Source organism: Corallococcus sp. AB032C, from assembly GCF_003668935.1.
In the GTDB taxonomy this organism is placed as follows: Bacteria; Myxococcota; Myxococcia; order Myxococcales; family Myxococcaceae; genus Corallococcus; species Corallococcus exiguus.
This window is the reverse complement of record NZ_RAWP01000089.1, coordinates 19178-43358: the sequence shown is the minus strand read 5'-3', so window position 1 is coordinate 43358 and position 24181 is coordinate 19178. Positions and strand designations below refer to the sequence as shown.

General features: G+C 70.3%; 10 protein-coding genes. 5 read left to right on the top strand and 5 right to left on the bottom strand.

Annotated elements, in window-relative coordinates:
• Positions 1-435: 435 nt before the first annotated feature.
• The 3 genes from D7X99_RS30920 to D7X99_RS30910 are packed head-to-tail and all read left to right on the top strand — an operon-like array spanning position 436 to position 3930.
• Positions 436-1500 (top strand): CFI-box-CTERM domain-containing protein, encoded by a 1065-nt coding sequence (locus D7X99_RS30920; protein WP_121780912.1) that lies wholly within the window; start codon positions 436-438, stop codon positions 1498-1500.
• Entirely contained in the window at positions 1497-2075 is a 579-nt protein-coding gene (locus D7X99_RS30915; RefSeq protein ID WP_169824675.1) for a TlpA disulfide reductase family protein, read from the top strand. Before D7X99_RS30920 ends, D7X99_RS30915 begins: the two co-directional genes overlap by 4 nt.
• 10 nt (positions 2076-2085) lie before the next feature.
• Positions 2086-3930 carry a GNAT family N-acetyltransferase gene (locus tag D7X99_RS30910; protein WP_158627095.1) on the top strand — a complete coding sequence of 615 codons (1845 nt, stop codon included), beginning with the start codon at positions 2086-2088 and terminating at the stop codon, positions 3928-3930.
• 3 nt (positions 3931-3933) lie between these two features.
• On the opposite strand, the gene trxA is transcribed toward D7X99_RS30910, so the two are convergent.
• The 3 genes from trxA to D7X99_RS30895 form a co-directional block, all read right to left on the bottom strand.
• Positions 3934-4260, bottom strand: coding sequence for a thioredoxin (gene trxA, locus D7X99_RS30905; RefSeq protein ID WP_120568223.1), 327 nt, complete (start codon positions 4258-4260; stop codon positions 3934-3936).
• A 127-nt stretch (positions 4261-4387) separates the two neighbouring features.
• A complete protein-coding gene (locus D7X99_RS30900) occupies positions 4388-5299 on the bottom strand; it encodes a LysR family transcriptional regulator (protein ID WP_121760225.1) in 912 nt (303 codons plus the stop codon).
• A gap of 48 nt (positions 5300-5347) precedes the next feature.
• Complete coding sequence (locus tag D7X99_RS30895; RefSeq protein WP_121780910.1) at positions 5348-6328, bottom strand: Ig-like domain-containing protein; 981 nt, start codon at positions 6326-6328, stop codon at positions 5348-5350.
• A gap of 135 nt (positions 6329-6463) precedes the next feature.
• Between D7X99_RS30895 and D7X99_RS30890 the strand changes: the two genes are divergently transcribed.
• A complete protein-coding gene (locus D7X99_RS30890) occupies positions 6464-6934 on the top strand; it encodes an FBP domain-containing protein (RefSeq protein ID WP_121780909.1) in 471 nt (156 codons plus the stop codon).
• A gap of 39 nt (positions 6935-6973) precedes the next feature.
• On the opposite strand, the gene D7X99_RS30885 is transcribed toward D7X99_RS30890, so the two are convergent.
• Together D7X99_RS30885 and D7X99_RS30880 are read right to left on the bottom strand one after the other, a co-directional pair.
• Positions 6974-20818 (bottom strand): amino acid adenylation domain-containing protein, encoded by a 13845-nt coding sequence (locus tag D7X99_RS30885; RefSeq protein ID WP_158627094.1) that lies wholly within the window; start codon positions 20816-20818, stop codon positions 6974-6976.
• A gap of 257 nt (positions 20819-21075) precedes the next feature.
• A complete protein-coding gene (locus D7X99_RS30880) occupies positions 21076-22959 on the bottom strand; it encodes an OmpA family protein (protein WP_121780907.1) in 1884 nt (627 codons plus the stop codon).
• Between the two features lie 196 nt (positions 22960-23155).
• On the opposite strand from D7X99_RS30880, the gene D7X99_RS30875 reads away from it, so the two are divergent.
• On the top strand, positions 23156-24169 hold the full coding sequence (locus D7X99_RS30875; RefSeq protein ID WP_121780906.1) for a DUF3616 domain-containing protein: 1014 nt from the start codon (positions 23156-23158) through the stop codon (positions 24167-24169).
• Positions 24170-24181 lie beyond the last annotated feature (12 nt).

Genomic DNA, 24181 nt, shown 5'->3' with positions numbered 1-24181 from the left:
CTATTCGTCGGCAGCGTCAGATGTGTATAAGAGACAGCTTCTTCTTGGCGATGATGTCGTTGATGGCCGCCCGGTCCTCGGCGGTGATGCGCTCGCGCGGGCCCGCCGCGTTGGCGGACTTCTGGGACACGGCGCCCTTCGCGTCGTCCAGCGCGTCCCCCACGCTGCCCTTCACCTTGTCCAGGGTGGAGGGGTTCACGGTGCGCTTCCAGGTGCGCTCCATCTGCTCCAGCGGGGACCGGCCGTCCACGTTGCCCCGCGCCAGGAAGACGCCCAGACCCACAGCGCAGGTCGTCCAGACCAGGAACTTCAACACGCCCATGATTCACATCCTCCTACGTCGTCTTACATCGACCCCGGGCACATGGCGAGTTTCCTGACCTGTCGCTCCTCAGTCGCTGACAGGGGGCCTGGGGGCCCCTAAGGTCCACGCCCTTGCAGCCCGAAGAACTCATCAGGGCCGCCCAGACGCGGGCGGCGGGATTGGACGTGGGGCGGGGGGACGCGGCGCTGGAGCGCGTGCGGGCCCAGGCCTCGGCGTTGTTCGCGAAACTTCCGGAGCCCCCGGTGTACCGGCGGGCGGAGGACCCGTCGCGCAAGGCGGCCCAGGCGCTGCTGCCGGAGATGGAGCGGGTGCTGGCGGAGGCCTTCGCGGTGGCGCGCGAGCCAGCGGTGTCGCCGCTGGTGGACCGGCTGGTGGCGGCCCTGCGCGCGCACGCGGAGGCGCTGGTGCACACCGCGGACGGCCGGCTGGAGGCGGCGGAGCTGGCGTGGCGAAAGGCCCAGGAACTGGAGCGCGCCGCGCACCCCACGCGTCAGATGGTGGGCCAGCCGCCGCGGCCTCCGCCGGTGTTCGACAAGGACTCCGGCCTGTCGCGCTACGACCCGCGCAACGCGGCCCAGGCGACCGTGAAGCTGGTGTGCCCCAACACGGGCTGCAAGCGCCTGGGGGACTACGCCTTCGTCCCGACGCACGCCTACCACCGCTTCGTCTGCCCGGCGTGCCGGGTGCCCTTCCTGGCCTACTTCGGCGAATTGAAGGGCCTGGAGGTGGAGCACCGGCGCAGCTCCAAGCGCTACCGCTTCACGGTGGATGAAGTGGGCAGCACCGTCAGCACGCGCATCGACTTCGAGGAGGCGGGCGGACAGGAGTTCCCGGCCGCGCGGCGCGACCTGCTGGCCTTCCTCTACACGGAGCAGCGGGAGTTGAAGGTCGTGGTGAACCTCACCAACGGCAAGCTGATGTGGGTGAGCCCCGCGTCGTCGTGCTTCGTGGTGACGGCGGCCTTTGGCGAGGGCGCGCCGGAGCTGGTGGCGTTCCGGGCCTACCGCGATGACGTGCTCCGGAAGAGCCGGCTCGGCCAGGGGTTCATCGACGGGTATTATTATTGGGGCCCTCCGCTGGCGGCGTGGGTGGTGCGCCGACCGCGGGTGCGGGCCGGGGTGCGCTGGGCCCTGACGCGGGTGCACGGCCGCCTGACACGGAAGGAACGCGGATGACACAGCAGGCTGGGACGGAAGGGACGCGGCCGCCGGGCGCGCGCGGGGACAAGGCCAAGACGGCGCTGTCCGTGGTGGCGGTGCTGGGGTTGGCGGCGCTGGCGTTCCTGGGCGTGCGCGAGGCGCAGCGTGCGCGGCTGGTGCCTGACGGGGCGTCGCCGCCGTCCTTCCAGCTGACGAAGCACGAGGGCGGCTCGCTCGCGCTGTCGGACCTGAAGGGGAGCGTGGTGATGCTCGACTTCTGGGCCACGTGGTGTCCGCCGTGCCGCGAGGAGATGCCGTCCCTGGTGAAGCTGGCCAAGGAGTACGAGTCCCAGGGGCTCGTCTTCGTGGCGGCCAGCCGGGACGAGGGCTCCACGGCGTCGCAGGAGGTGGACTACTTCCTCCAGCGCTTCCAGCCGGACCTGCGCCCGTACGTGGTGTACGCGGACGACGACGTGGCGCGCGCATTCCAGGTGAATGCGCTGCCCACGCTCTACTTCCTGGACCGGAACGGGAAGGTCATCGACGCGCAGCGCGGCATGCTGTCCGAGGACGGACTGCGCCGCCGCATCGAGCGCGCACTCAAGCGCTAGAGTGGAGGGCATGACCCTCTATGACGCGGACACGGTCGACGCGTGCACGTGGCCGGAGACGCCGCAAGCGCGTCTCGCGCGCGACTACTTCGTCCCGCTGATGAAGCGCGGCAGCACCGCCTTCATCTCCGACCGCACCACCCTGCGGCTGCTGGCGATGGATGACCTGCGCATCCCGCTGGCCATCAACGATGCGGAGTACGGCAACTCCCCGCTGCATTCGTTGTGGGTGCGCTACATCGGCCTGCCGGTGGCGGCCGTGACGGCGGAGACGTACGGCGCGGCGCGCGCGGTGGTGATGCGCGGGGCCATGCGGACGCTGGGCGGGATGTTGAAGGCGGCGCGCATCGACAAGTGCGTCTACGTGGACCACTGGCTGGTGCTGCGCAACCTGAGCGTGAGCCTGGACGAGGCGCAGGTGGAGCGCCTCACCGCCTTCCTGGTGGAGCAGTTCCCCGGACACGCCATCGTGTTCCCCGCCATCAACCCGGCGAACGCGTCGCCCCTGCTCAACACGCTGGCCGCGCGGGACTACGGCTTCGTCTACGGGTCGCACACGCGCATGACGCTGCCCACGCACGAGGTCAGCCGGCAGGTGCGTGAGAACCGGCGCCGCGACGGGCGGCTCCTGGAGGCCGCGGGCTACCGCATCGTGGATGGGCGGGAGATGCCGGATTGCGCGCCCCGGCTGCGGGAGCTGTACCGGTCGCTCAACGCGGACAAGTACCACTCCACGCTCGACTTCACGGAGGAGTGGTTCGCGTGGACGCTGCGCGCGGGCCTCTTCCAGTACTGGCTCGCGGTGAAGGACGGACGCGTGGACGGCTTCTATGCCACGCACCTCAGTGACGACACGGTCTGGTCCCCGCTGTTCGGCTATGACCTGTCGCTGCCGCAGGAGTTGGGTCTGTACCGCGGGCTCGTGCACCGGCTGATGCAGGACGCGCTGGAGGTGGGGCTCACCCTCGAGCTGGGGCCGGGCGCGGATCCGTTCAAGAGCCTGCGCGGTTCGCAGCCGGTGCCCCGCTGGACCGCGTACTCCGTGAAGCACCTGTCGGGCTTTCGCCAGTACGCGTGGCGCACGCTGCAGCGCTACGTCAACGGCGGCGTGCGGCCCGCGGCGAACGCGATGCTGCGCAAGATTGATGGCGACGGCATCGTCGGCTTCGGACCGCTGACGCTGCCCTTCACGCCGCCCACGGGCCAGACGCCGCGCGAAGCGGCCCGGGCGCTGCGCGAGCAGGTGGACGCGCTGGAGACCTCGCTGGAGTCCGCCGCCCGGCTGGAGGGCGAGGCCCGGCTGCGCGCGCTTTCGCCGCTGTCGGAGACCCTGCACAACTGGCCGCAGCCCATGCGCCGCGTGGTGGCCTTGCGTGAGCGCCTGACGCGGCTGGAGCAGGAGGCGCGCCGCAAGCCCTCGCAGGCCGTGGCGACCGCGAGCGTGCCTCCCGCGGAGCAGGCCCGGCAGCTGCTCCAGGACGCGACGTGCTGGGGCTTCTACACGAAGCTCGTCGCCGCGCACCTGGGCGAAGTGCCGGCGCCGCACCTCAAGGCGCTGGTGGAGGCGCTGCGGCGGGAGCTGGTGGGAGTCATGGGCGTGGTGCTCACCGCCACGCGCGGCGACAAGGTGGTGCTGGTGACGATCGCGAGCGACGCGCTTCTCCGCGTGGGCATGGACGCGGGCCAGCTCATGGCCCAGGCGGCGCCCTGCGTGGAGGGAAAGGGCGGCGGCTCGCCGGAGGTGGCCTGGGGCGGCGGCTCGCGCGCGGACGGCATCGAAGCGGCGCTCAGCGCGACCCGGAGCTTCGTGGAGTCGCGCCTGGGCAACCGGGCGCCGTCCGGCGACGTGGGCTGAGCGTCAGAGCACCTGGCGCACGGCCTCCTCCAGCTTCGCCCTGGGCACGGCGCCCACCACCTGCTTCACCACCTTCCCGCCCTTGAAGAACAGCAGGGTGGGCATGGCCCGGATGCCGTACTGCTCGGGCGTCCTCGGGTGGTCGTCCACGTTGAGCTTGGCCATCTTCATCCGGCCCTTGTACTCGGCGGCCAGCGAGTCGATGACCGGCGCGAGGACCCGGCACGGCGGGCACCAGGTGGCGGTGAAGTCCACCAGCACCGGTTCCTCCGACTCCAGCACCTCGCGTTGGAACTCCGCGTCTCCCAGCTCGATGACGTCGCCAGCCATGGGTCCCATCCTTGCGTGAAGGGCGCGGGCCACTCGTGGGGCCGCGCCTCGTGTCCACGGGATGTAATCGCGGGCGGGTGTGACGACGAGCGCCCCCGGCGGGACGCATTGTTCCGCCAGGAGCCCCCTATTCCTCCTGCCACGGGAGCGCGGCGCCTCGCGCGGACAGGAGCTTGAGGAAGGCGCGCACCTTGAGGGGCAGCTGCCGGCTGCTCGGGTAGACGGCGAAGATGGGCAGGCCCGGGGGCGTGTCGGTTTCGAGCACCGGGACGAGCAGCCCCGCGCGCACGTCGTCCGCCACCAGCGACGCCGCGAGCCGGACGATGCCCAGTCCTGCTCGCGCCGCAGCCTGGCCCGCGCGCTCGCTCGGCACGCGCAGGCGGCCCGTCACCGGCACGGTGCGCGCGCTCCGGCCTTCGCCGAAGAACCACACCTCGTCGGTGCCGGACTCGGCCAGGAGGATGCACTCGTGGGTCGTCAGCGCTTCGGGCGTCCGGGGCGTGCCGTGGCGGCTGAGGTAGTGCGGGCTGGCGTAGTAGCCCGTGCGCAGGCGCCCGAGCCTGCGCGCCATCAGCGACGAATCCGCGAGCGGCCCGGTGCGCAGCGCCAGGTCGTACTCCTCCGCGATGAGGTCCACGTGCGTCTGCGCGAGTGACACCTCCACGCGCAGCCGGGGATGGTGCAGGAGCAGCTCCGCGATGACGGGCGTGAGCAGTTCGCCCAGCAGCGACAGGGTGGCGATGCGCAGCGTGCCCTGGGGCGTGCCGCGCGACTCGCTCACCGCCGCGTTCACCTCGCGGGCCTCGGCGACGAGCCGTGCGCAGTGCGCGTGGTATTCGCGGCCCGCTTCGGTGAGGCGGAGCCTGCGCGTGTTGCGCTCGAGCAGCCGGATGCCCAGGCGCTCCTCCAGGGCGGCCAGACGGCGGCTCACCGTGGACTTGCGCAGGCCCAGGCGCTCCGCCGCGGAGGTGATGCTGGCCGTCGCCACCACCTCCGCGAAGAGCACCATGTCGTCCAGCAGGGGCGGGTTCGCGGCCACGACCGCGAGCCTATGCCCCGGCTGGAACGGGCGCGAGCCCGCCGTGCGTCAGTCGTTGGCCGCGCCCGCGAGGATCCACGAGCGGACCAGGACGTTCATGCCCGGGTGCTGATCGAAGTACTCCGGCTTGCCCGTGGGCATGCGGTCTCCGCACGCCGTGCCCTCCATCTTCCGCACGAGCGCCGAGTTGTCCGGGTCGCCGGGCGTGACGCGCCGGAGCATGCCGCCGCAAGCCTTGGCGGTGACGTTGACCAGGCTCGCGTGGCTGCTGGCCGCCGCGAGGCTCAGGTTGCCGGCCTTGCCGTGGCAGGTCGTGCACTCCACGGAGCTCCACACGGACTGGACGTCCGCGCCGTAGCGGGGCACCGACACGGGCAGGGTGACGTTCCGCACCACGGGCGGGCCCACGCCGTCCGTGACGCTCACGGAGAAGGTGAACTCGGTCTCCGTGGCCACGACGGGCGAGTACCACTGCGCGCTCGAGCCGGTGGTGCCGCCCACCCAGGTGCCAGGCGTGCCCGGAGTGAGTTGCGTCCATGTGTACGTCAGCGGATCCCCGTCCGGGTCGCTCGCGGTGACAGAGAAGGTTCCGGTCGCTCCGGCCACCAGCGACGCCGGCGCGATGGTGGCGCTCACGGCGGGTGACTGGTTGGTCTTCCGCACGGAGACGTCGATGGCGCCCTCGACGGAGCCTCCCTTGCCGTCGCTCACGGTCACCTTCAGCGTGAAGCTCTGGGCACTGGCCACGTCGGGCGCGGTCCAGGAGGGCTGGGGCGCGGAGGAGTTGTCGAAGGTTCCCGCCGGTGAGGCAGGCACCTGTGTCCAGGCGTAGGTGAGCGCATCTCCGTCCGCATCCGACGCCTCCAGCGTCATGGTGACGGGCGTGCCGGAGGTCACGCTCGATGCCTGCACGGTGGGGCCAGTGAGGGTGGGGGGCGTGTTGTGGGTGGGCGAAGCATCATCACCACAGGCGATGACTCCAGGCCCCAGGAACAGCAGGGCCAGCAGGAGCCGCATGGGAAGGTGCATGGGGGGTCCTCGGAACGCGAGTGCCCACCAAGCTGGCATGCGGTGGTGATTTCAACCCAGTGTCCGCAAGGGTTGGACAAAATCAGGCTGACGCACGTTCAGGATGTTCTCGAAGGCAGTCCGTAAGAGCACGCCATGTTCCGAATCGAGTCAGAGAAAGAGTTGCTGCGAGCCTTCCGTTCCAGGGATCGCAAGCACGTCGAACTGCCCAAGGGCACCCAGCTCCCGCTCTTCGTGCGGGACTACCTTTCGTGGGTGGATCCGTACGGGGTGCGCGTCTTCCTGGTGTTCGTCGCGCCGGGGAGCAAGCAGCCCACGGGTATCGCCTTCCGCAGGGATCAGCACGGAGACCCGACCCTTGCGCCCAAGATGTGTGACTGGTGCCGGACGCCCACCGTGGCGGAGGTGGGTCTCATCACCACGGATGTCGACTCGAAGCGCAGGGTGGGTGTGATCGTCTGCCTGGACCTGCGCTGTGGTGAGCGGCTGGAGTCCATGTCGGACCGGTCCGGTCGCAGCGTCCTGGACGACAAGGCGCGGCTGATTGAGCGCATGGCTCGCTTCGCGAGCGAAGCACTGGGCTTGGAGCCCGGCTCGGCGGATTGAGGAAGCGGGCCCGCGCGTCCGGGCCCGCCCTCCCTCGCGCTACAGCGCCCGCAGGTGGTGGAGGAGCTGCTCCGCCACGGACGATGCGTGGGGCGCGCTCAGCATCGTGTAGTGGTCTCCCGGCACGTCGTACGAAGTGACAGGCCCCGTGAGCCACGTGCGCCATGCGGGCTCGTCGGCGTCACGCTGTCCCGCGGTGGCCCGGAAGACGAGCGTGGGGCCTGAGTAGCCACCGTCAGGCACGTAGAAGCGCTGGGCTTCGTAGAACCGCGTGTGCATTTCGAAGAGGCGCTCGGCGCTCTCCAGGTCCAGGCCCAGGTTGCCGCCCTTGAGCTGCTCCAGGACGTACGTGAGCCGTTCGCGCGGCTCCATGCGCCGCAGTTGCTCCAGGTCCAGGGACAGGTCCTGCCAGCGCAGGCCGAGCGTCCGCCCGACGAGCGCCAGCAGTCCGAGCGGGTCGGCTTCCGGACGCGGCTGGGGCGTGGGCACGGTGGAGTCCATCAGGGCCAGCAGCTCCACCACTTCACCCAGGGCCTGGAGCTGACGCGCCATCTCCATCGCGACGAGCCCGCCGAAGGACCAGCCACCCAGCAGATACGGCCCCTGCGGCTGCACGGTGCGCAGCTGGCTCAGGTAATCGCGCGCCAGTGTCTCGACGGATGCGGGAGGAAGGGCGCCGCCCTCCAGGCCCGACGCGGACAGTCCGTAGACGGGCCGGTCGTTGCCCAACTGGCGGACGAGCTCGGAGTAGCCCAGCACGCCTCCTCCTCCGCCGTGGACGAGGAAGAGGGGCCGCTTCTCGGCGGCGCCCGCTTTCAGTCGCACGAGGTTGGCGGGAAGCGGGGTGGTCTCCTGTTGGATCCGCAGCGCCAGTTGCTCGACGGTGCCGTGTTGGAAGAGGGCCGCCATGGGAACCAGGTGCCCGGTGTGCACGCGGATGGAGGCGATCAGCCGCAGGGCCAGCAGGGAGTGACCGCCCAGCTCGAAGAAGTTGTCGGTGATGCTGACGCGAGGCACGCGCAGCACCTCCGCGAAGGACCAGGCCAGCTGCTCCTCCAGGGGCGTTCGGGGCGCGACGTCACTTCCGGACGCGGAGGTCGCGGACTCGGGCGCGGGGAGGGCCTTGCGGTCGACCTTGCCGTTGGCGGTGAGGGGCAGGACTTCCAGACACACCAGGGTGGAAGGCACCGAGTAGTCGGGCAGCCGCTGCTTGAGGAACGTGCGCAGTTCGGCCACGTCCAGGGTTTCGGGCGCGGCATAGGCGACGAGGCGCTTGTCGCCGGGCACGTCCTCGCGGGCCATGACGACAGCGCTCCGCACCGCTGGGTGGGCGAGGAGCGCGGCCTCGATCTCCGCCAGTTCGATGCGGAAGCCGCGCACCTTCACCTGCGCATCCGCGCGGCCCAGGAACTCCAGCACGCCGTCCTCACGCCAGCGGCCGAGGTCTCCAGTGCGATAGAGGCGTGCGCCGGGGGTGGAGGAGAACGGATCGGGAATGAAGCGCTCCGCGGTGAGCGCGGGCTGGCCCACGTAGCCGCGTGCGAGTCCGTCGCCACCGATGAACAGCTCGCCCAGGATGCCCGGAGGAACGGGCTGGCCGGAGGCATCCATCACGTACACCTGCATGTTGCTGTGCGGGCGGCCCAGCGGGGTGGAGGCGCCCACCTGGGAGGCCTGCGTGCACCGGTGGCTGGTGGCGAAGACCGTGGTCTCCGTCGGGCCATAGCAGGCGGTGACGGGGATGTGGAGTTGCTCCAGCACGCGACGCACATGGGACGCGGAGATGACGTCACCGCCCGTGAGCACCTGGCGCAGGGAGCGCAGTGCGGGCAGATTCGTATCCACCAACTGGGTGAAGAGGCCCACGGTGAGCCACAGCGTCGTCACGCCGTGGTGCACGAGCACGCGCTCCAGTTCATGAGGATCCGTCGGAGGATGCGCGGGGAAGACGGCCAGCTTCGCGCCATGCAGCAGCGCGCCCCAGACCTCGAAGGTGGAGGCATCGAAGGCGAGGGGCGCCATCATCAGCAGTGTCTCGTCGGGCCCGAAGCGTGCGTAGTCGACGCCGAAGAGGGTGCGGAGTACAGCGGCGTGAGGCGTGCCGACACCCTTGGGCCTGCCGGTGGAGCCGGAGGTGAAGTCGATGTACGCAAGGCTCTGCGGCAAAGCGCTTCGTGGAGGCGCATGCGCGGGCAGCGTGTCGAGGGACACTTCCTCCAGCACTACGGGCAACAGGTGCTCGTGAGGCAGATTCGGCAGGAGCGCACGCGACGTGAGGAGGACGCGAGGCTGAGCATCTTCCACCATCGCGGCCAGACGCGCGCGCGGGTAGGCCGGATCCAGCGGCACGTAGGCCGCGCCCGCCTTGAGGATGGCGACGAGCGAGACGACCAGCTCCAGAGAACGCTCCAGGGCCACGGCGACGCGCGCATCCGTGGCCACGCCCAGCGAGCGCAGATGCCACGCAAGCCGATTGGCGCGTTCATCCAGCTGCCGGTAGGTGAGGCGCGTATCGCCGAACTCGACGGCGACCTTCTCCGGGAAGCGGGCCACCACCTGCTCGAAGACTTCCGGAAGGGTGGAGTCGCGCGGGTATTCGGTCGCCGTCGCGTTCCATTCCACCAACACGCGCTGACGCTCTCCCTCCGTCAGCAGGGACATGGAAGCCAGGGGCGCCTCCGGTCGGGCCACGAGCGCTTCCGCCAGCGTGCGGAGGTGCTCCGCCATGCGCGCGGCCGTGCGCGGCTCGAGCAGGGCGGTGTTGTAGACCAGCGCTCCCGTGAAGCCCTCGGGTGACTCCATCAGGCTCAACTCCAGGTCGAACTTGGACGTGGTCTCCTCCACGTCCAACGGGCGCAGCGTCAGCTCCTCTCCAGCCGGTGCGGGCGGAGCACCGTCCCGCGACGTGAAGAGCACCTGGAACAGCGGCGCGCGGCTCGGGTCTCGCGCGGGCCTCAACGCTTCCACCAACCGTTCGAAGGGCAGGTCCTGGTGGGCATACGCGCCCAGCGCCACCTCCTTCACCCGGCGCAGCAACTGCCGGAACGAGCCGCGGCGGTCCACCCGCGCCCGCAGCGCCAGCGTGTTCACGAAGAATCCGACGAGTCCCTCCAACTCCCCCTGTTCACGGCCCGCGATGGGCGAGCCAACGGCGAAGTCCTCCTGTCCCGAGTACAGAGCCAGCAGGACCTGCCAGAGCGCGAGCAGCGCCATGAACGGCGTGGTGACCTCCTGCTGGCAGAGGGCCTTGAGTCCCCGCGTGGCAGCCTGTGACAGCCGCACGGACACCTGCGCGCCACGGTAGGTTTGCACGGCCGGACGAGGCTTGTCCGTGGGCAGCTCCAGCGCATGCGGCACGCCGTCGAGCTGCTGCTTCCACCACCCCAGTTGCTGTTCCAGCACCTCGCCCTGGAGCCAACCCCGTTGCCAGGTCGCGTAGTCCGCGTACTGGAGCGTCAGCGGTGGCAGGGGCGAGGGCTCGCCTCGCGAGAACGCGGCATGGAGCGCCCTCAACTCCTCGACGAGGACGCGATTGGACCAGCCATCCGAGACGATGTGATGCAGCGTGACGAGCAACACGTGGCGTCGCGCGGACAGGCGCATCAGGGTGGCGCGCATCAGTGGCGCGCGCGTCAGGTCGAACGGGAGGAGCGCTTCCTCCAGGGCCCGTCGCCGGGCCTCCGCGTCCTGCTCCGCCTCTGGCAGGTGACTCAGGTCCACCTGGGCCATGGACAGCTCCGCGTGCGCGTGCGGGTGCTGGACGGGCTCGCCGTCCTCGCGCGCGTGGAACGTGGTGCGCAGGGCTTCATGGCGCTGGACGAGCGCCTGGAGGCCTTGCGCCAGCGCCTCCGCATCCAGGGGCCCGTCGAGCCGCAAGGCGGCAGGGACGTTGTAGTGGACGCTCTCCGGGTTGAGCCGGTCGAGGAACCACAGCCGCTGCTGCGCGAAGGACAGCGGCAGTGGACCGCTGCGAGGAACGGGCACCAACGGTGGACGCCGTGCGCCCTGCTGAGCACGTGAGGCGGCTTCGATGCGTGAGGCCAGCGCCTCCACGGTGGGGGCTTCGAACAGCGTGCGCAGCGGAAGCTCCGCGCCCGTCTCCGCGCGCACCCGCGACACCACCTGCGTCGCGAGCAACGAGTGCCCACCCAGCGCGAAGAAGTCATCCTTCGCGCCCACGCGGGGCACGCGCAGCACCTGGGCCCAGATGGCCGCCAGCTTCGCTTCCAGCTCCGTGCGAGGCGCTTCGTACGTGCTGCTGGCCGTCGGCGCTTCCGGTTCCGGCAATGCCTTGCGGTCCACCTTGCCGTTGACGTTGAGCGGCAGCGCCTCCAGCACCACGACCACGCCGGGCACCATGGCCTCCGGCAGCCGCTGCCGCAGGTGTGCCTTCAGGGCGTCCACGTCCAGCGTCTCGCCAGCCTTCGGCGCCACGTACGCGACGAGCTGCTTCTCCGTGGTCTCACCCCGCGCCACCACGATGGCTTCCTTCACCGCCTCCACCTGTCGCAGCGCCGCTTCGATTTCCCCCAGCTCGATGCGGAAGCCGCGCACCTTCACCTGGAAGTCGACCCGGCCCAGGAAGTCGAGCGTGCCGTCCGCAAGCCAGCGAGCCTTGTCTCCCGTGCGGTAGATGCGCTCGCCCGGAGTGGACGCGAAGGGATGGGGGACGAAGCGCTCGGCGGTCAGCTCGGGACGGTTCAGGTAGCCCCAGGTCAGGCCCTTGCCGCCCACGTACACCTCACCGGCGATGCCCACGGGCACCGGTTGCAGGTTCGCATCCAGCACATACGCGGTGGCGTTCGGGATGGGACGGCCGATGGACACAGGGCCCTCCACTCGCGCGTCGCGGTTCAGGGGCAGCGTGGTGGAGAAGGTCGTGTTCTCCGTGGGGCCATAGGCGTGAATGACCGTCGCGCCTTCAGGGAGGCGGGCCAGGTGGTCGCGCATGCGGGGCCAGGGCATCACCTCTCCGCCCGCGAGCACCTGACGCACCTCCGCCAGGACGTCGCCCTGGTGCAGGACGAGTTGCTCGAAGAGCGCGGTCGTGAGGAACATCGACGTCACGCGGTGGCGGCGAAGCTGTCCGCTCAGCTCCTCCAATGACAGGGCATGCGGAGGCGGAAGGACGAGCTTCGCGCCGTGCAGCAGCGCGCCCCAGATTTCGAGCGTGGACGCGTCGAAGGCAACGGGCGCGAACTGAATCCAGACCTCGTCGGGCCCGAAGCGCATGAAGGTGCTGCCGAGCACCAGCCGGGTGATGCCCCGGTGCGGCACGCAGACGCCCTTGGGGCGGCCGGTGCTGCCAGAGGTGAACATGATGTACGCCAGGGCTTCGCCGTCCACGCGGAGGTCGGGTGCATGCGTGGGCAACGCGGCGATGACGTCCCGCTGCGCATCCAGCCAGACACGCCCGCCGGAGGCCGGCAGCAACGGCGCGAACGGCTGGTGGGTCACCGTCACGCGGACGTCCGCGTCCTCCAGCAGGGCCGCGGTGCGCTCCACGGGCGCGTTGCGGTCCACGGGAACGAAGGCCGCGCCCAACTTGAGGATGGCGAGCATCGCCGTCACCAACTCGAAGGAACGCTCGACGGCGAGTCCGACGCGTGCACCCGGGACGATGCCCTGCGCGCGCAGGTGCCAGGCCAGTTGGTTCGCGCGCGCGTCCAGTTGGGCATACGTCAGCGAATCATCCCCCAGCACGAGCGCGACCGCGTGAGGCGTGCGCTGTGCCTGCCGGGCGAAGTGGACGTGGACGGGGATGTCCGTGGGGCTGGTGACGGCGGTGTCGTTCCACGCCACGAGGATGCGCTGGCGCTCGTCGCGGGTGAGGAGGGAGAGCTCGCCCAGGGGCTGATCAGGCTTCGCTGCCACGGCCTCCAGCAACGTGCGCAGGTGCTCCACCATCCGGGAGGCGGTGGAGGCTTCGAACAGGTCCGTGCGGTAGCTGAGCGCGCCCCGCAGGCCTTGCGCGGTCTGTGCCAGGGCCAGGGTGAGGTCGAACTGCGTGGTCTGTTCGGTCTGCTCCAGGGGCAGGAGCCGCACCGGCTCCGAAACACCAGGTCCGCTCGGCAGCACCAGCGGCTGCGTCGGAGCGTTCTGCAGCGCGAGCACGGCCTGGAAGAGCGGCGAGTGGCTCAGGCTGCGCTTGGGCTGAAGCTCCTCCACCAGCTTCTCGAAGGGCGCGTCCTGGTGTTCGTAGGCGGCGAGCGTGGTGGCGCGCACCTGGGCCAGCAGCTGGCGGAAGGTGGCCTTCGGATCGACGCGCGTGCGCAGCACCAGCGTGTTGACGAAGAAGCCGATGAGCCCCTCCGTGTCCTCGTGCGTGCGGCCCGCGATGGGCGAGCCCACGGAGACATCTTCCTGTCCGCTGTAGCGCGAGAGCAGCGCCTGCCATGCCGCCACCAGGGCCATGAAGAGCGTGACGCCTTCGCGTTGGCACATCGCCTGGAGGGACTCCGACAGCGCTCCAGACAGCTGCACGGGCACCTGCGAACCCTGGGGAGACAGGACGCGCGGACGCGGCTTGTCGGTGGGCAGCTCCAGCAGTGGCGGCGCTCCGGAGAGCTGACGGCGCCAGTACGCGAGGTGGTGATCCAGGACCTCGTCCTTCAACCAGTCGCGCTGCCAGGCCGCGTGGTCCGCGTACTGGACCGGCAGGGGAGGCAGCGGCGACGGCTGGCCCGAAACCCGGGCGCCGTACAGCGCGGACAGCTCCCGCACGAGCACGCCCATGGACCAACCGTCGGAGACGATGTGGTGCATGTTCAGCCACAGCACGTGCTCCCCTGCGCCCAGACGCAACAGCGAGACGCGCAGCAGTGGCCCCCGCTCCAGGTCGAACGGGCGCCGCGCCTCTTCACGCAGCCGCTCGTCCAGCGCTTCGCGGGAGACCTCGCCCAGCTCCACCACCTCCAGGGCGAACGGCACTTCGGCGAGGATGACCTGGGCGGGCTGGCCCTCCTTCGCGATGAAGACGGTGCGCAGGGATTCGTGGCGGGCGATGAGCGCGGCGAAGGCCTGCTCCAACGCGGACACGTCCAGCGCGCCCTCCACGCGCAGGGCCAGGAAGATGTTGTAGGCGGCGCTGCCCGGCTCCAGCTGATCAATGAGCCACAGCCGCTGCTGGGCGAAGGACAGGGGCAGCGGGCCCGTGCGGGACACGGGCACGAGAGGCGGCGCGGGAGGCAGGGCCACCACGCCGCGCCTGCGCAGCTCGCGGAGGACCTCCCGGGCCCGGTGGTGAGCCTCCTCCCAGGTCAGGACCTGGCCCTCGTGCTCGACGGCGATCGCGTCGGGATGGCGCCGGGCCTGTGTCTGGAGGAGCCGGTGCAGGGAAGCATCCTCCGCCGTGGCCGCGCCGGTTTCGCTCCACGAGTGGAGCAGGAGCCCGCGCTCCTCGAGCGTGAGCATGGGCAGCGCGGAGAGGCGGCGCTCCGGTGCGTGGAGGGCGCCGGCAAGCATCGCGCGCAGGTGGCCCACCATGCGGCTGGCGGTCGAGGCGTCGAAGAGGTCGGTGTTGTATTCGAGCAGGCCCTTCAGCCCGTCGGCGGTGTCGTTCAGCGCCAGGGTGAGCTCGAACTTCGCGGTGCCGCCCCGAGGCTCCAGAGGCTGGAGCTTGAGGCCCGTACCCAGCGTCTCCGGCATGGGCGCGTTCTGATACGCGAGCATCACCTGGAAGAGGGGCGTGCGGCGCGGGTCACGCTCTGGCCGGAGCGCCTCCACCAGCTTCTCGAAGGGCACGTCCTGATGCGCGTACGCACCCAGGGCCACGGCGCGCACGCGGGCGAGCAGCTCGCGGAAGCTCGGGTCTCCGTCCAGCTTCGTGCGCAACACCAGCGTGTTGACGAAGAAGCCGATGAGCCCCTCCAGCTCCGCATGGTGCCGGCCCGCGATGGGCGAGCCCACGGAGACATCTTCCTGGCCGCTGTAGCGAGAGAGCAGCACCTGGAACGCGGCCAGCACCACCATGGAGGGCGTGACGCCTTCGCTCCGGCAGAGCGCCTGCATCGCGTCCGACAGCTCGCGAGGGAACTGGAAGGGCACCACCGCGCCGCGGAAGGTCTGCGCCGCGGGACGAGGCCGATCCGTGGGCAGCTCCAGGGCCTTCGGCGCGCCGTGGAGTTGCTCGCGCCACCAGCCGAGCTGGGACTCCAGGGCCGCGTCTCGCAGCCAGCCTCGCTGCCAGACGGAGAAGTCCGCGTACTGCACGGGCAGCGGCTTGAGCTGCGGCGTCCGGCGCTCCGCGTGGGCGGCATACAGCGTGGTCAACTCCTGGAGGAGCACGCCCATGGACCAGGCGTCGGAGATGACGTGGTGCATGGTGAGCAGCAGCAGGTGGTGCTGCGCGCTCATGCGCACCAGGAGGACGCGCCAGAGCGGGCCGGCTTCCAGGTCGAAGACCTGCCGTGCCTCTTCGTCGAGGATGGCGCTGAGCTCGCGCTCGGCATCAGGAAGCGTGCTCAGGTCCATCCAGCCCGCGGGCAGCGTGGGGGACGCGCTGATGACCTGGACGGGGCCTGACGCCTCTTCACGGAAGGTGGTGCGCAGGGATTCGTGGCGCTGGGACAGCTCTCTCAGGCCTCGTGCGAGCGCGGGCACATCGAGGGTGCCTTCGAGCCGCATGACGAAGGGGAGGTTGTACGCGGTGCTCGCGGGCTCCAGCTTCGCGAAGAACCACAACCGCTGCTGGGCGAAGGACAGGGGCAGGCCGCCGTCGCGTGGCACTGGCTTGAGCGCGGGCACGGCCAGGACAGGGAGCACCGGGCCTTGCGCCTCAAGACGACGGGCGATGGCTTCCACGGTGGGGGCCGCGAAGAAGTTCGCGATGGACAGCTCCGCCTGGAGCGCACGCCGGATGCGCGAGAGGATCTGCGTGGCGCTCAGTGAGTTGCCGCCCAGGTCGAAGAAATTATCCTCGGCGCCGACCGTGCCCGTCTGGAGAACCTCTTCCCAGAGCGTGGCGAGCAACCGCTCCGTGTCCGTGCGCGGCGGGCGCGTCCGTGCGCGAGTCTGGAAGGTGGAGGGAGCGGGGAGGGCCTTGCGGTCCACCTTGCCGTTGGAGTTGAGGGGCAGGGCATCCAGCCGCCCCATGGCCGAAGGCATCATGAAGTCAGGCAGGCGCTGCTTGAGGAACGCGCGCAGTTCAGCCACGTCCAGGGACTCAGGAGCGACGACGTAGGCGACGAGGCGCTTGTCGCCGGGCACGTCCTCGCGGGCCATGACGACGGCCTCGCGCACCTCGGGATGAGCGCGCAGGGCGGCTTCGATTTCGGGCAGTTCGATGCGGAAACCGCGCACCTTCACCTGTGCGTCCGCGCGGCCCAGGAACTCCAGCACGCCATCCTCACGCCAGCGGCCGAGGTCGCCGGTACGGTAGAGGCGCGCGCCTGGAGTGGAGGAGAACGGGTCGGGAAGGAAGCGCTCCGCGGTGAGCGAGGGCTGGCCCACGTAGCCGCGTGCGAGTCCGTCGCCACCGATGAACAGCTCGCCCTGGATGCCCGGAGGAACGGGCTGGCCGGAGGCATCCAGCACGTACACCTGCATGTTGCTGTGCGGGCGGCCCAGCGGGACGGAGGCGCCCACCTGAGAGGCATGCGTGAAGCGGTGGCTGGTGGCGAAGACCGTGGTCTCCGTCGGGCCATAGAAGGCGCTGACGGGGATGCCCAACTGCTCCAGCACGCGGCGCACGTGGGACGCGGAGATGACGTCACCGCCCGTGAGCACCTGGCGCAGTGTGCGCAGCGCGGGCAGGTGTGAATCCACCAGCTGGGTGAAGAAGCCAATGGTGAGCCACAGCGTCGTCACGCCGTGCTGCACCAGCACCTGCTCCAGTTCATGCGGATCCGTTGGAGGGTGCGCGGGGAAGACGGCCAGCTTCGCGCCATGCAGCAGCGCGCCCCAGACTTCGAAGGTGGAGGCGTCGAAGGCGAGGGGGGCCATCATCAACAATGTCTCGTCGGGCCCGAAGTGGGTGTAGTCGACGCCGAAGAGGGTGCGGAGTACGGCGGCGTGGGGCGTGCCGACACCCTTGGGCCTGCCGGTGGAGCCGGAGGTGAAGTCGATGTACGCAAGGCTCTGCGGCAGGGCGCTTCGAGGAGGCGCATGCGCAGGCATCACGTCGAGAGACAGCTCCTCCAGCGCCACGGGCAACAGCTCCTCGTGAGGCAGGTTCGACAGGAGCGCGCGAGAGGTGACGAGGACGCGAGGCCGTGCGTCCTCCACCATCGCGGCCAGACGCGCGCGTGGGTAGGCCGGATCCAGCGGCACGTAGGCCGCGCCCGCCTTGAGGATGGCGACAAGCGAGACGACCAGCTCCAGCGAGCGCTCCTGTGCCACGGCCACACGCGAATCCGTGTCCACGCCCAGCGAGCGCAGATGCCACGCAAGCCGATTGGCGCGTTCATCCAGTTGCCGGTACGTGAGGCGCGTATCTCCGAACTCGACGGCGACCTTCTCCGGGAAGCGGGCCACCACCTGCTCGAAGACTTCCGGAAGGGTGGAGTCGCGCGGGTACTCGGTCGCCGTCGCGTTCCATTCCACCAGCACCCGTTGGCGCAGCTCCGCCGTGAAGGGCATCACGGTGTCACGTGGCTGCGCGGAGGCATGGGCCGCCCACTCGCGCGCGACATCCTCCAGCGGAACCGTGGGCGCGGGCCGCGCACGGGCCTCCTGTGGCTTGGGCGGTGCCGGGACCGGCTGCCCCTTGCCCGCGAGCGCCTCGTCGATGAGGCGGGCCACGGCGTCCAGTGTGGGAGTTTCGAACAGGCGCCGGAGGGGCAGCTCCACCGAGAACGCCTGACGGATCCGGCTGAGCGCCTGCGTGGCCAGCAGCGAATGGCCGCCCAGGTCGAAGAAATGATCATTCGCCCCGACGCGCGTCACGCCGAGCAGCTCCTGCCACAGCCCCGCCAGGCGCTGTTCGGTGGGCGTGCGAGGCGCCACGTACTCCCGAGAATCACCCCCCGCCAGGTCCGGAGCCGGCAGCGCCTTGCGGTCCACCTTGCCGTTGGTCGTGAGCGGGAGCGTGGCCAGCACCACCACGGCCGACGGCACCATGTACTCAGGCAGGGCGTCCTTGAGGGCAGCCCGCAGCCCGCTGCCGTTGGCGTCAACGCCGTCGCGAAGCACGACGTAGCCCACCAGCCGCTTGCCGCCGGGCCCGTCCTCGCGCGCCACCACCACCGCGTCCCGTACCGGAGGCAGCTTCGCCAGCGCGGTCTCCACCTCACCCAGCTCGATGCGGAAGCCGCGCACCTTCACCTGCGCATCCGCCCGGCCCACGAACTCCAGCGTGCCGTCCTCGCGCCAGCGCACCACGTCGCCCGTGCGGTACAGCCGCGCCCCGGCATCACCGGAGAAGGCATCCGGCACGAAGCGCTCGGCCGTCAGCGCGGACCGGCCCGCATAGCCTCGCGCCACGCCCACGCCGCCCAGGTGCAGCTCGCCCTTCACTCCCACGGGCACGAGCCCGCCCCGGGCATCCAGGACGTACGCGCGCACGTTGGCCAGCGGTCGGCCGATGGACGGCACACGCCCGTCCGCCGTGCACTCGGTGAGCGTGGCCATGACGGTGGCTTCCGTGGGGCCGTACGTGTTGATGAACACGCGGCCCGGAGCCCACCGCGCCACCACTTCCGGAGGCAGCGCTTCACCGCCGGAGATGACGGTCCGCAGTGCGGGCAGTCCTTCAGGGGCCGTGGCCGCGAGCGTCGCAGGCGTGAGGCTGATGACCGTCAGGGCCTCGTCGCGCAGCAGCTTGCGCAGCGGCTCGCCGGGCATCAGGTCTTCCAGCGGTGCCAGCACCAACGTGGCCCCGCTGCACAGCGTGGTGAAGATCTCCTCCACCGACAGGTCGAACGAGAGGCTGGCGAACTGGAGGACGCGGCTGCCCGGCCCGATGCCGTAGGCCGTGGCCTCATGCGCGACCAGGTTGCACACGCCACGGTGCTCGATGGCGGTCCCCTTGGGCATGCCCGTGCTGCCAGAGGTGTAGAGCACGTAAGCGAGATTCCGGGGCCCCACGCCTGAGTCCGGAGCCAGCACGCTCTCCCCCGCGAGCCCGTCCCGCTCCACATCGAGGCACAGCGCACGGGAGCGCGCTCCCGCTGGGAAGCGCTCCAACAGCGGAGCCTGCGTCACCAGTACGGAGGCGCCGCTGTCCTCCAGCATGAAGGCCAGCCGCTCCCGAGGCAGCATCGGATCCACGGGCACCCACGCACCGCCCGCCTTGAGGATGCCAAGCAATCCCACGGCGACGTCCAGTGAGCGCTCCACGCTCAAGGCCACCCGGGCCTCTGTTCCCACACCCCGGCGGCGCAGCGCATGCGCGAGCTGGTTCGCGCGAGCATCCAGCTGCGCATACATGAGCGCCTGTCCCAGGAACCGCACGGCCACGGCCTCGGGCGTCCGCTGCGCCTGCGCTTCGAAGAGCGTGTGCAGGCAACAGTCCTCCGGGAAGGGCGCGGCTTCACCGGCCCACTCCCGCTGGACCCGCATGGACTCAGCCGAGTCCATCAAGGGCAGCTCGGAGACGCGCCGGCCCGGATCCGCGACCACTCCTTCCAGCAGCGTGCGCAGGTGCGCGAGCAGCCGCTGGATGGAACCGGGGTCGAAGAGGTCCGTGTTGTACTCGGCCGTGAGGCGCATGCCCTGCGGCACCTCCATGGCGATGAGCGACAGGTCCGTCTTGCTGGTGCGGTTGTCCACCGGCTGCGCGTCCAGGATGAGCCCCGGCAATCGCAGCGGCGGCAGGGGCGCGTTCTGCAGCGTCAGCGCCACCTGGAAGAGGGGATTCACGCTCAGCTGGCGCTCCGGCTTCAGCGCGTCCACCAGCTTCTCGAAGGGCACGTCCTGGTGCGCGTAGGACTCCAGCGTCGTCTCGCGCACGCGGCCGAGCAGCTCGCGGAAGGACGGCTGTCCGGACAGGTCCGTGCGGAAGGCCAGGTAGTTGGTGAACAGGCCGATGAGCCCTTCCAACTCCGCGCGGCCACGGCCGGCCACGGAGGTACCCACCACCACGTCCTGCTGGCCGCTGTAGCGCGACAGCAGCACCTGGAAGCCCGCGAGCAGCACGCCGAAGAGCGTGTTGCCCTCCGCGAGCGCGAGCGCCTTCAGCGACTCCACGAGCGCGACGGGCAGCACCGCGTTGATGCGCGCACCGCGCCCGGAGAGGACCGCGGGGCGGGGCCTGTCGGTGGGCAACTCCAGCACCGCGTCTGGGTCCAACCGCTCACGCCAGAAGCCCAGGTGCGACTCCAGCACGTCACCGCGCAGGAACTCACGCTGCCAGGCCGCATAGTCGGCGTACTGCATGGGCAGCGGGGCCAGCGGTGACGTCTTGCCTTCCGCGAGCGCCGGGTACAGCGCGCTCAGCTCGCGCACCAGCACGCCCATGGACCAACCGTCCGTGATGATGTGGTGCAGCTTGAGCAGCAGCACATGCTCCAGCGCATCCAGCCGATACAGCACGGTGCGCAGCAGCGGTCCCTTCTCCAGGTCGAACGGCTGGCGCGCCTCGTCGGTGATCAGCCGAATGGCCTCCGCCTCACGCTCCGCGGCGGGCAGCGCCTGGAGGTCCACCAGGGGCAGCGCGAGCTCCAACGCGGGCGCGATGTGCTGCAGCGGCCGGCCGTCCTGTTCGACGAAGGTGGTGCGCAGCGGCGCGTGACGCCGCACCAGCGCCTGGAGGCTGGCGTGCAGCACGGCCACGTCCAGCACGCCGGAGAACCGCACGCGGACCGGGATGTTGAAGGCGGCGCTGCCAGGGCTCAGGCGGTCCTGGAACCACATGCGCTCCTGGCTGAAGGACACCGGTGCATGCGTGGGCCGGACCTTGCCGCGCAGCAGCTCCGCCAGCCGCGCGCGCTTCTGCTCCGGGGTCATCCCCGCGCCGTTACCTTCTGTTTCAAATGTCCTCATGTTTCGAGAATAACTGGTCAGCGAGGGGTACTGGGTGAAACTGACCCTCGGCGATATTCCCGATTATTTCCGACGCAGCGCACTCGACAGAGCGCGTCGTGCGGGTGGGGAGACGAGGCCTCGAAGCGGGGCATTTTGCCCCGGGCCTTCAGTCATCCCGCAAAACAACAAATGTATCGATTTGGGACGGCCCTGGTGCCGGGCCGTCCCAAGGGTCCGCGTTACTTCTTGCCGGCCGGTGTGCCCGCGCCAGGCGCGGGAGTCGCGGGAGGCGCGCCCGGTCCGGGCACCGGCTCGGTGCCGGGCGGCGGCGGCTGGCCGTGGGGGACGAGGGTCTCCTTCGGGCCGGATTCGAGCTCCGACTTGACCAGCTTGAAGTCCACGCGCCGGTTCTTCGCGCGGCCGAGCGCCGTGTCGTTGGTGGCGATAGGCCGGTCGAACCCGAAGCCCTGCGACGTGAGGCGCTTGCGGTCGATGCCCTTCTTCGTCAGGTACTCGAGCACCGACTTCGCGCGCCGGTTGGACAGGTCCACGTTGAGCGCGCGCGAACCCTTGTTGTCCGTGTGCCCTTCAATCTGCACGGGCCCCAGCGTCGGGTTCTTCGCGAGCACCGTCGCCACCTCGTCCAGCAGCGGGTACGACTGCTTCTGGATGACCGCGGAGCCCGTCTCGAAGAGGATGTTGCCCTTGATGCGGATGCGGTCCGATTCCACCACCACGTAGGGCGGAGCGTCGTACGGGCAGCCGTTGTTCTCCGGCGGACCGGCCACGTCGGGGCAGTCGTCCTCGCCGTCCGGAATCTCGTCGAAGTCCGTGTCCGGGCAGCCGTCGAAGTCCTTGAGGCCGGGGACCAGCGGGCACTTGTCCAGCGGGTCGATGACGCCGTCGCCGTCGGTGTCCTTGTCCGGCTCCACCGGGCAGCCCTTGTTCTCCTTGGGGCCGGGCTTGTTGGGGCACGCGTCCTCGCCGTCCGCCACGCCGTCGCCGTCGTTGTCCGGATCCGGGCAGCCGTCGAAGTCCTCGAAGTCGTCCTTGTCCTCGGGCTGCGTGGGGCAGCGGTCGCGCACGTCGGGCACGCCGTCACCGTCGGAGTCCGGGCCCTCGTCCTTGAAGGTCTTGTCGTAGCGCAGCGCCAGCATGACCCGAAGGGCCTCACGGCCGTAGCCGGTGGTGACGTTGAGGCCGCGGCCCACGTCCAACTCCACGCCCCAGTCGCCCCACACCTTCGCGCGGGCGCCCACCAGCAGCTCCCACGGCGTCTTGAGCGAATCCGCCTGGTCGAAGTTGAAGGGGCGCGCCAGCGGCGTGCGCAGGTGCATTTCCGCGGTGGCCTTCACCTCGCGCAGCCGGCTGATGTCCGGCAGGTCCACGATGCCGCCCGCGCCCAGCGTCAGCTCGTCGTCCACGCGCAGGTTGAGGTACTGCGCCGCGGGGCGCACGAGCACGCCCGCGTTGCCCAGCACGCGCACGGGCCCCAGCTTCTTCTCAATGGCCAGGCGCGGTGCGAACACCACGCCGCTCTCACCCGTGAAGCTCTGCGCGCTGCCGGTGGGCAGCCGCACCTCCGCCACCAGCGCGAGCCCCACCGGGAAGCGGTCCGGATTCAACAGGCTCACGCGCGGCAGCACGCGGATGTCGCCCAGCGTGGTGCCGCTGACGCCCGCGGCGCCAGGGAAGTCCGGCGCGTTCAGCGCGTCACCCAGCAGCGAGAAGTTGTCGCCCTGGATGAGCGTGACGGGCAGGTCCACGCCCAGCTCCAACCGCTCCAGCAGCTGGTAGGAGAACAGCAGGTGCGCGTCCAGCCGGTAAGGCAGCAGGTTCCCCAGCTTCTCGTCGCCCAGCTTCAACGCGAGGATGCGCCAGTTGAAGTCGAAGAGCAGAGCGCCCCGGTAGCTGCCCACCGGTTCCACGGTGGCGCCTTCCAGGCCGATGCCGCTGGACTGCGCGGCCGTCGGTTTCACCGGGACGGCGTCGAAGCCTCGGGAGAAGGGGTCTGGTTGAGCGTGGGCCGCTGCCGTGGTGAGCAGCAGGCCCAGGAGCGCGAGTCGCAGGGCCGCGCCGCACGCGGACCGGCTCCACGAAGGTTCGGAGTCGGGGCATTGCATCCTGAGGCTCTTAGCACCCACCTCCCCCTGCCGAAAGAAAACCCACCCTCGCGGTGTGAGCTACAGCCCCATGCCATTTCTACAAACCCCGGGCGCGTCGGATCCGCCGTGTGTCTTGTTGCATACGACACATTTCACGCGAGGCCTCCGGGTTCCCGGTGCGTGTGACGCTGTGCGAGCAGCGAGAAGAAGGGCCATGAAACGCTGGCTCCTGTGGGGATGTGTCCTGGTTGCGGGTTGTGGCACCCGTGAGGCGAACGTGCGGCGCGACGCGCTGACCGCCGCGCCCGCGAACACGGTCGTCTTCGAAGGCAGCTGTGATGCGTCCGGCGCGGTGGAGCTGGGCCAGGGCCTGTTCGTGGTGGCGGACGACGAGGACAACATCCTGCGCGTCTACGATGCGCGGAAGGGAGGCCGTCCGCTGCGCACGGTGGACCTGTCGCCGTCGCTCGACCTGCCGGCGAAGAAGAAGCCACCGGAGACGGACATCGAAGCGGGCTCGCGGCTGGGCAACCTGGCCTTCTGGCTCACGTCGCACGGCCGCAACAGCTCCGGCAAGAAGCAGCCCGCGCGCCTGCGCTTCTTCGCCACCGGCGTGGAAGACCCTGAGCACGTGCAGCTCGTCGGACAGCCGTACACGCAGCTCCTGGAGGACCTGCTCGCGGATGCACGGCTCGCGCCCTACGGGCTCGCGCAGGCGGAGCCGCTGCCGCCCAAGGAGCCGGGTGGGCTCAACATCGAAGGCATGACGGCGATGCTGGACGCGCCCGGGATGCTGATTGGCTTCCGCAGCCCGCTGACGCAGGGCAAGGCGTTGGTGGTGCCGCTCTTGAACCCGGAGGCGGTGGTGCGCGACGGCGCGACCGCGCGCTTCGGTGAGCCCCGGCTGCTGGAGCTGGGCGGACTGGGCATCCGCTCGCTGTCGTCGTGGCGGGGGCGCTACCTGATCATCGCGGGGGCCACCGCCTCCGAGGCGAAGTCGCGCATGTTCACCTGGAAGGGCGGAGACGACGCGCCGGTGCCGGTGACATCGGTGGACCTGTCCGGCGTGAACCCGGAGGCGTTCTTCACGCCCGACACGTCGGAGGACATCCTGCTGCTCAGCGACGACGGCACCGTGCAGGTGGACGGCGTGGAGTGCAAGCGCCAGAAGGATCCGGCGCTCAAGCGCTTCCGCGGCGTGTGGACGGCGTTGCCGGAAAGCCCCTGAGCGCCGGAAGGG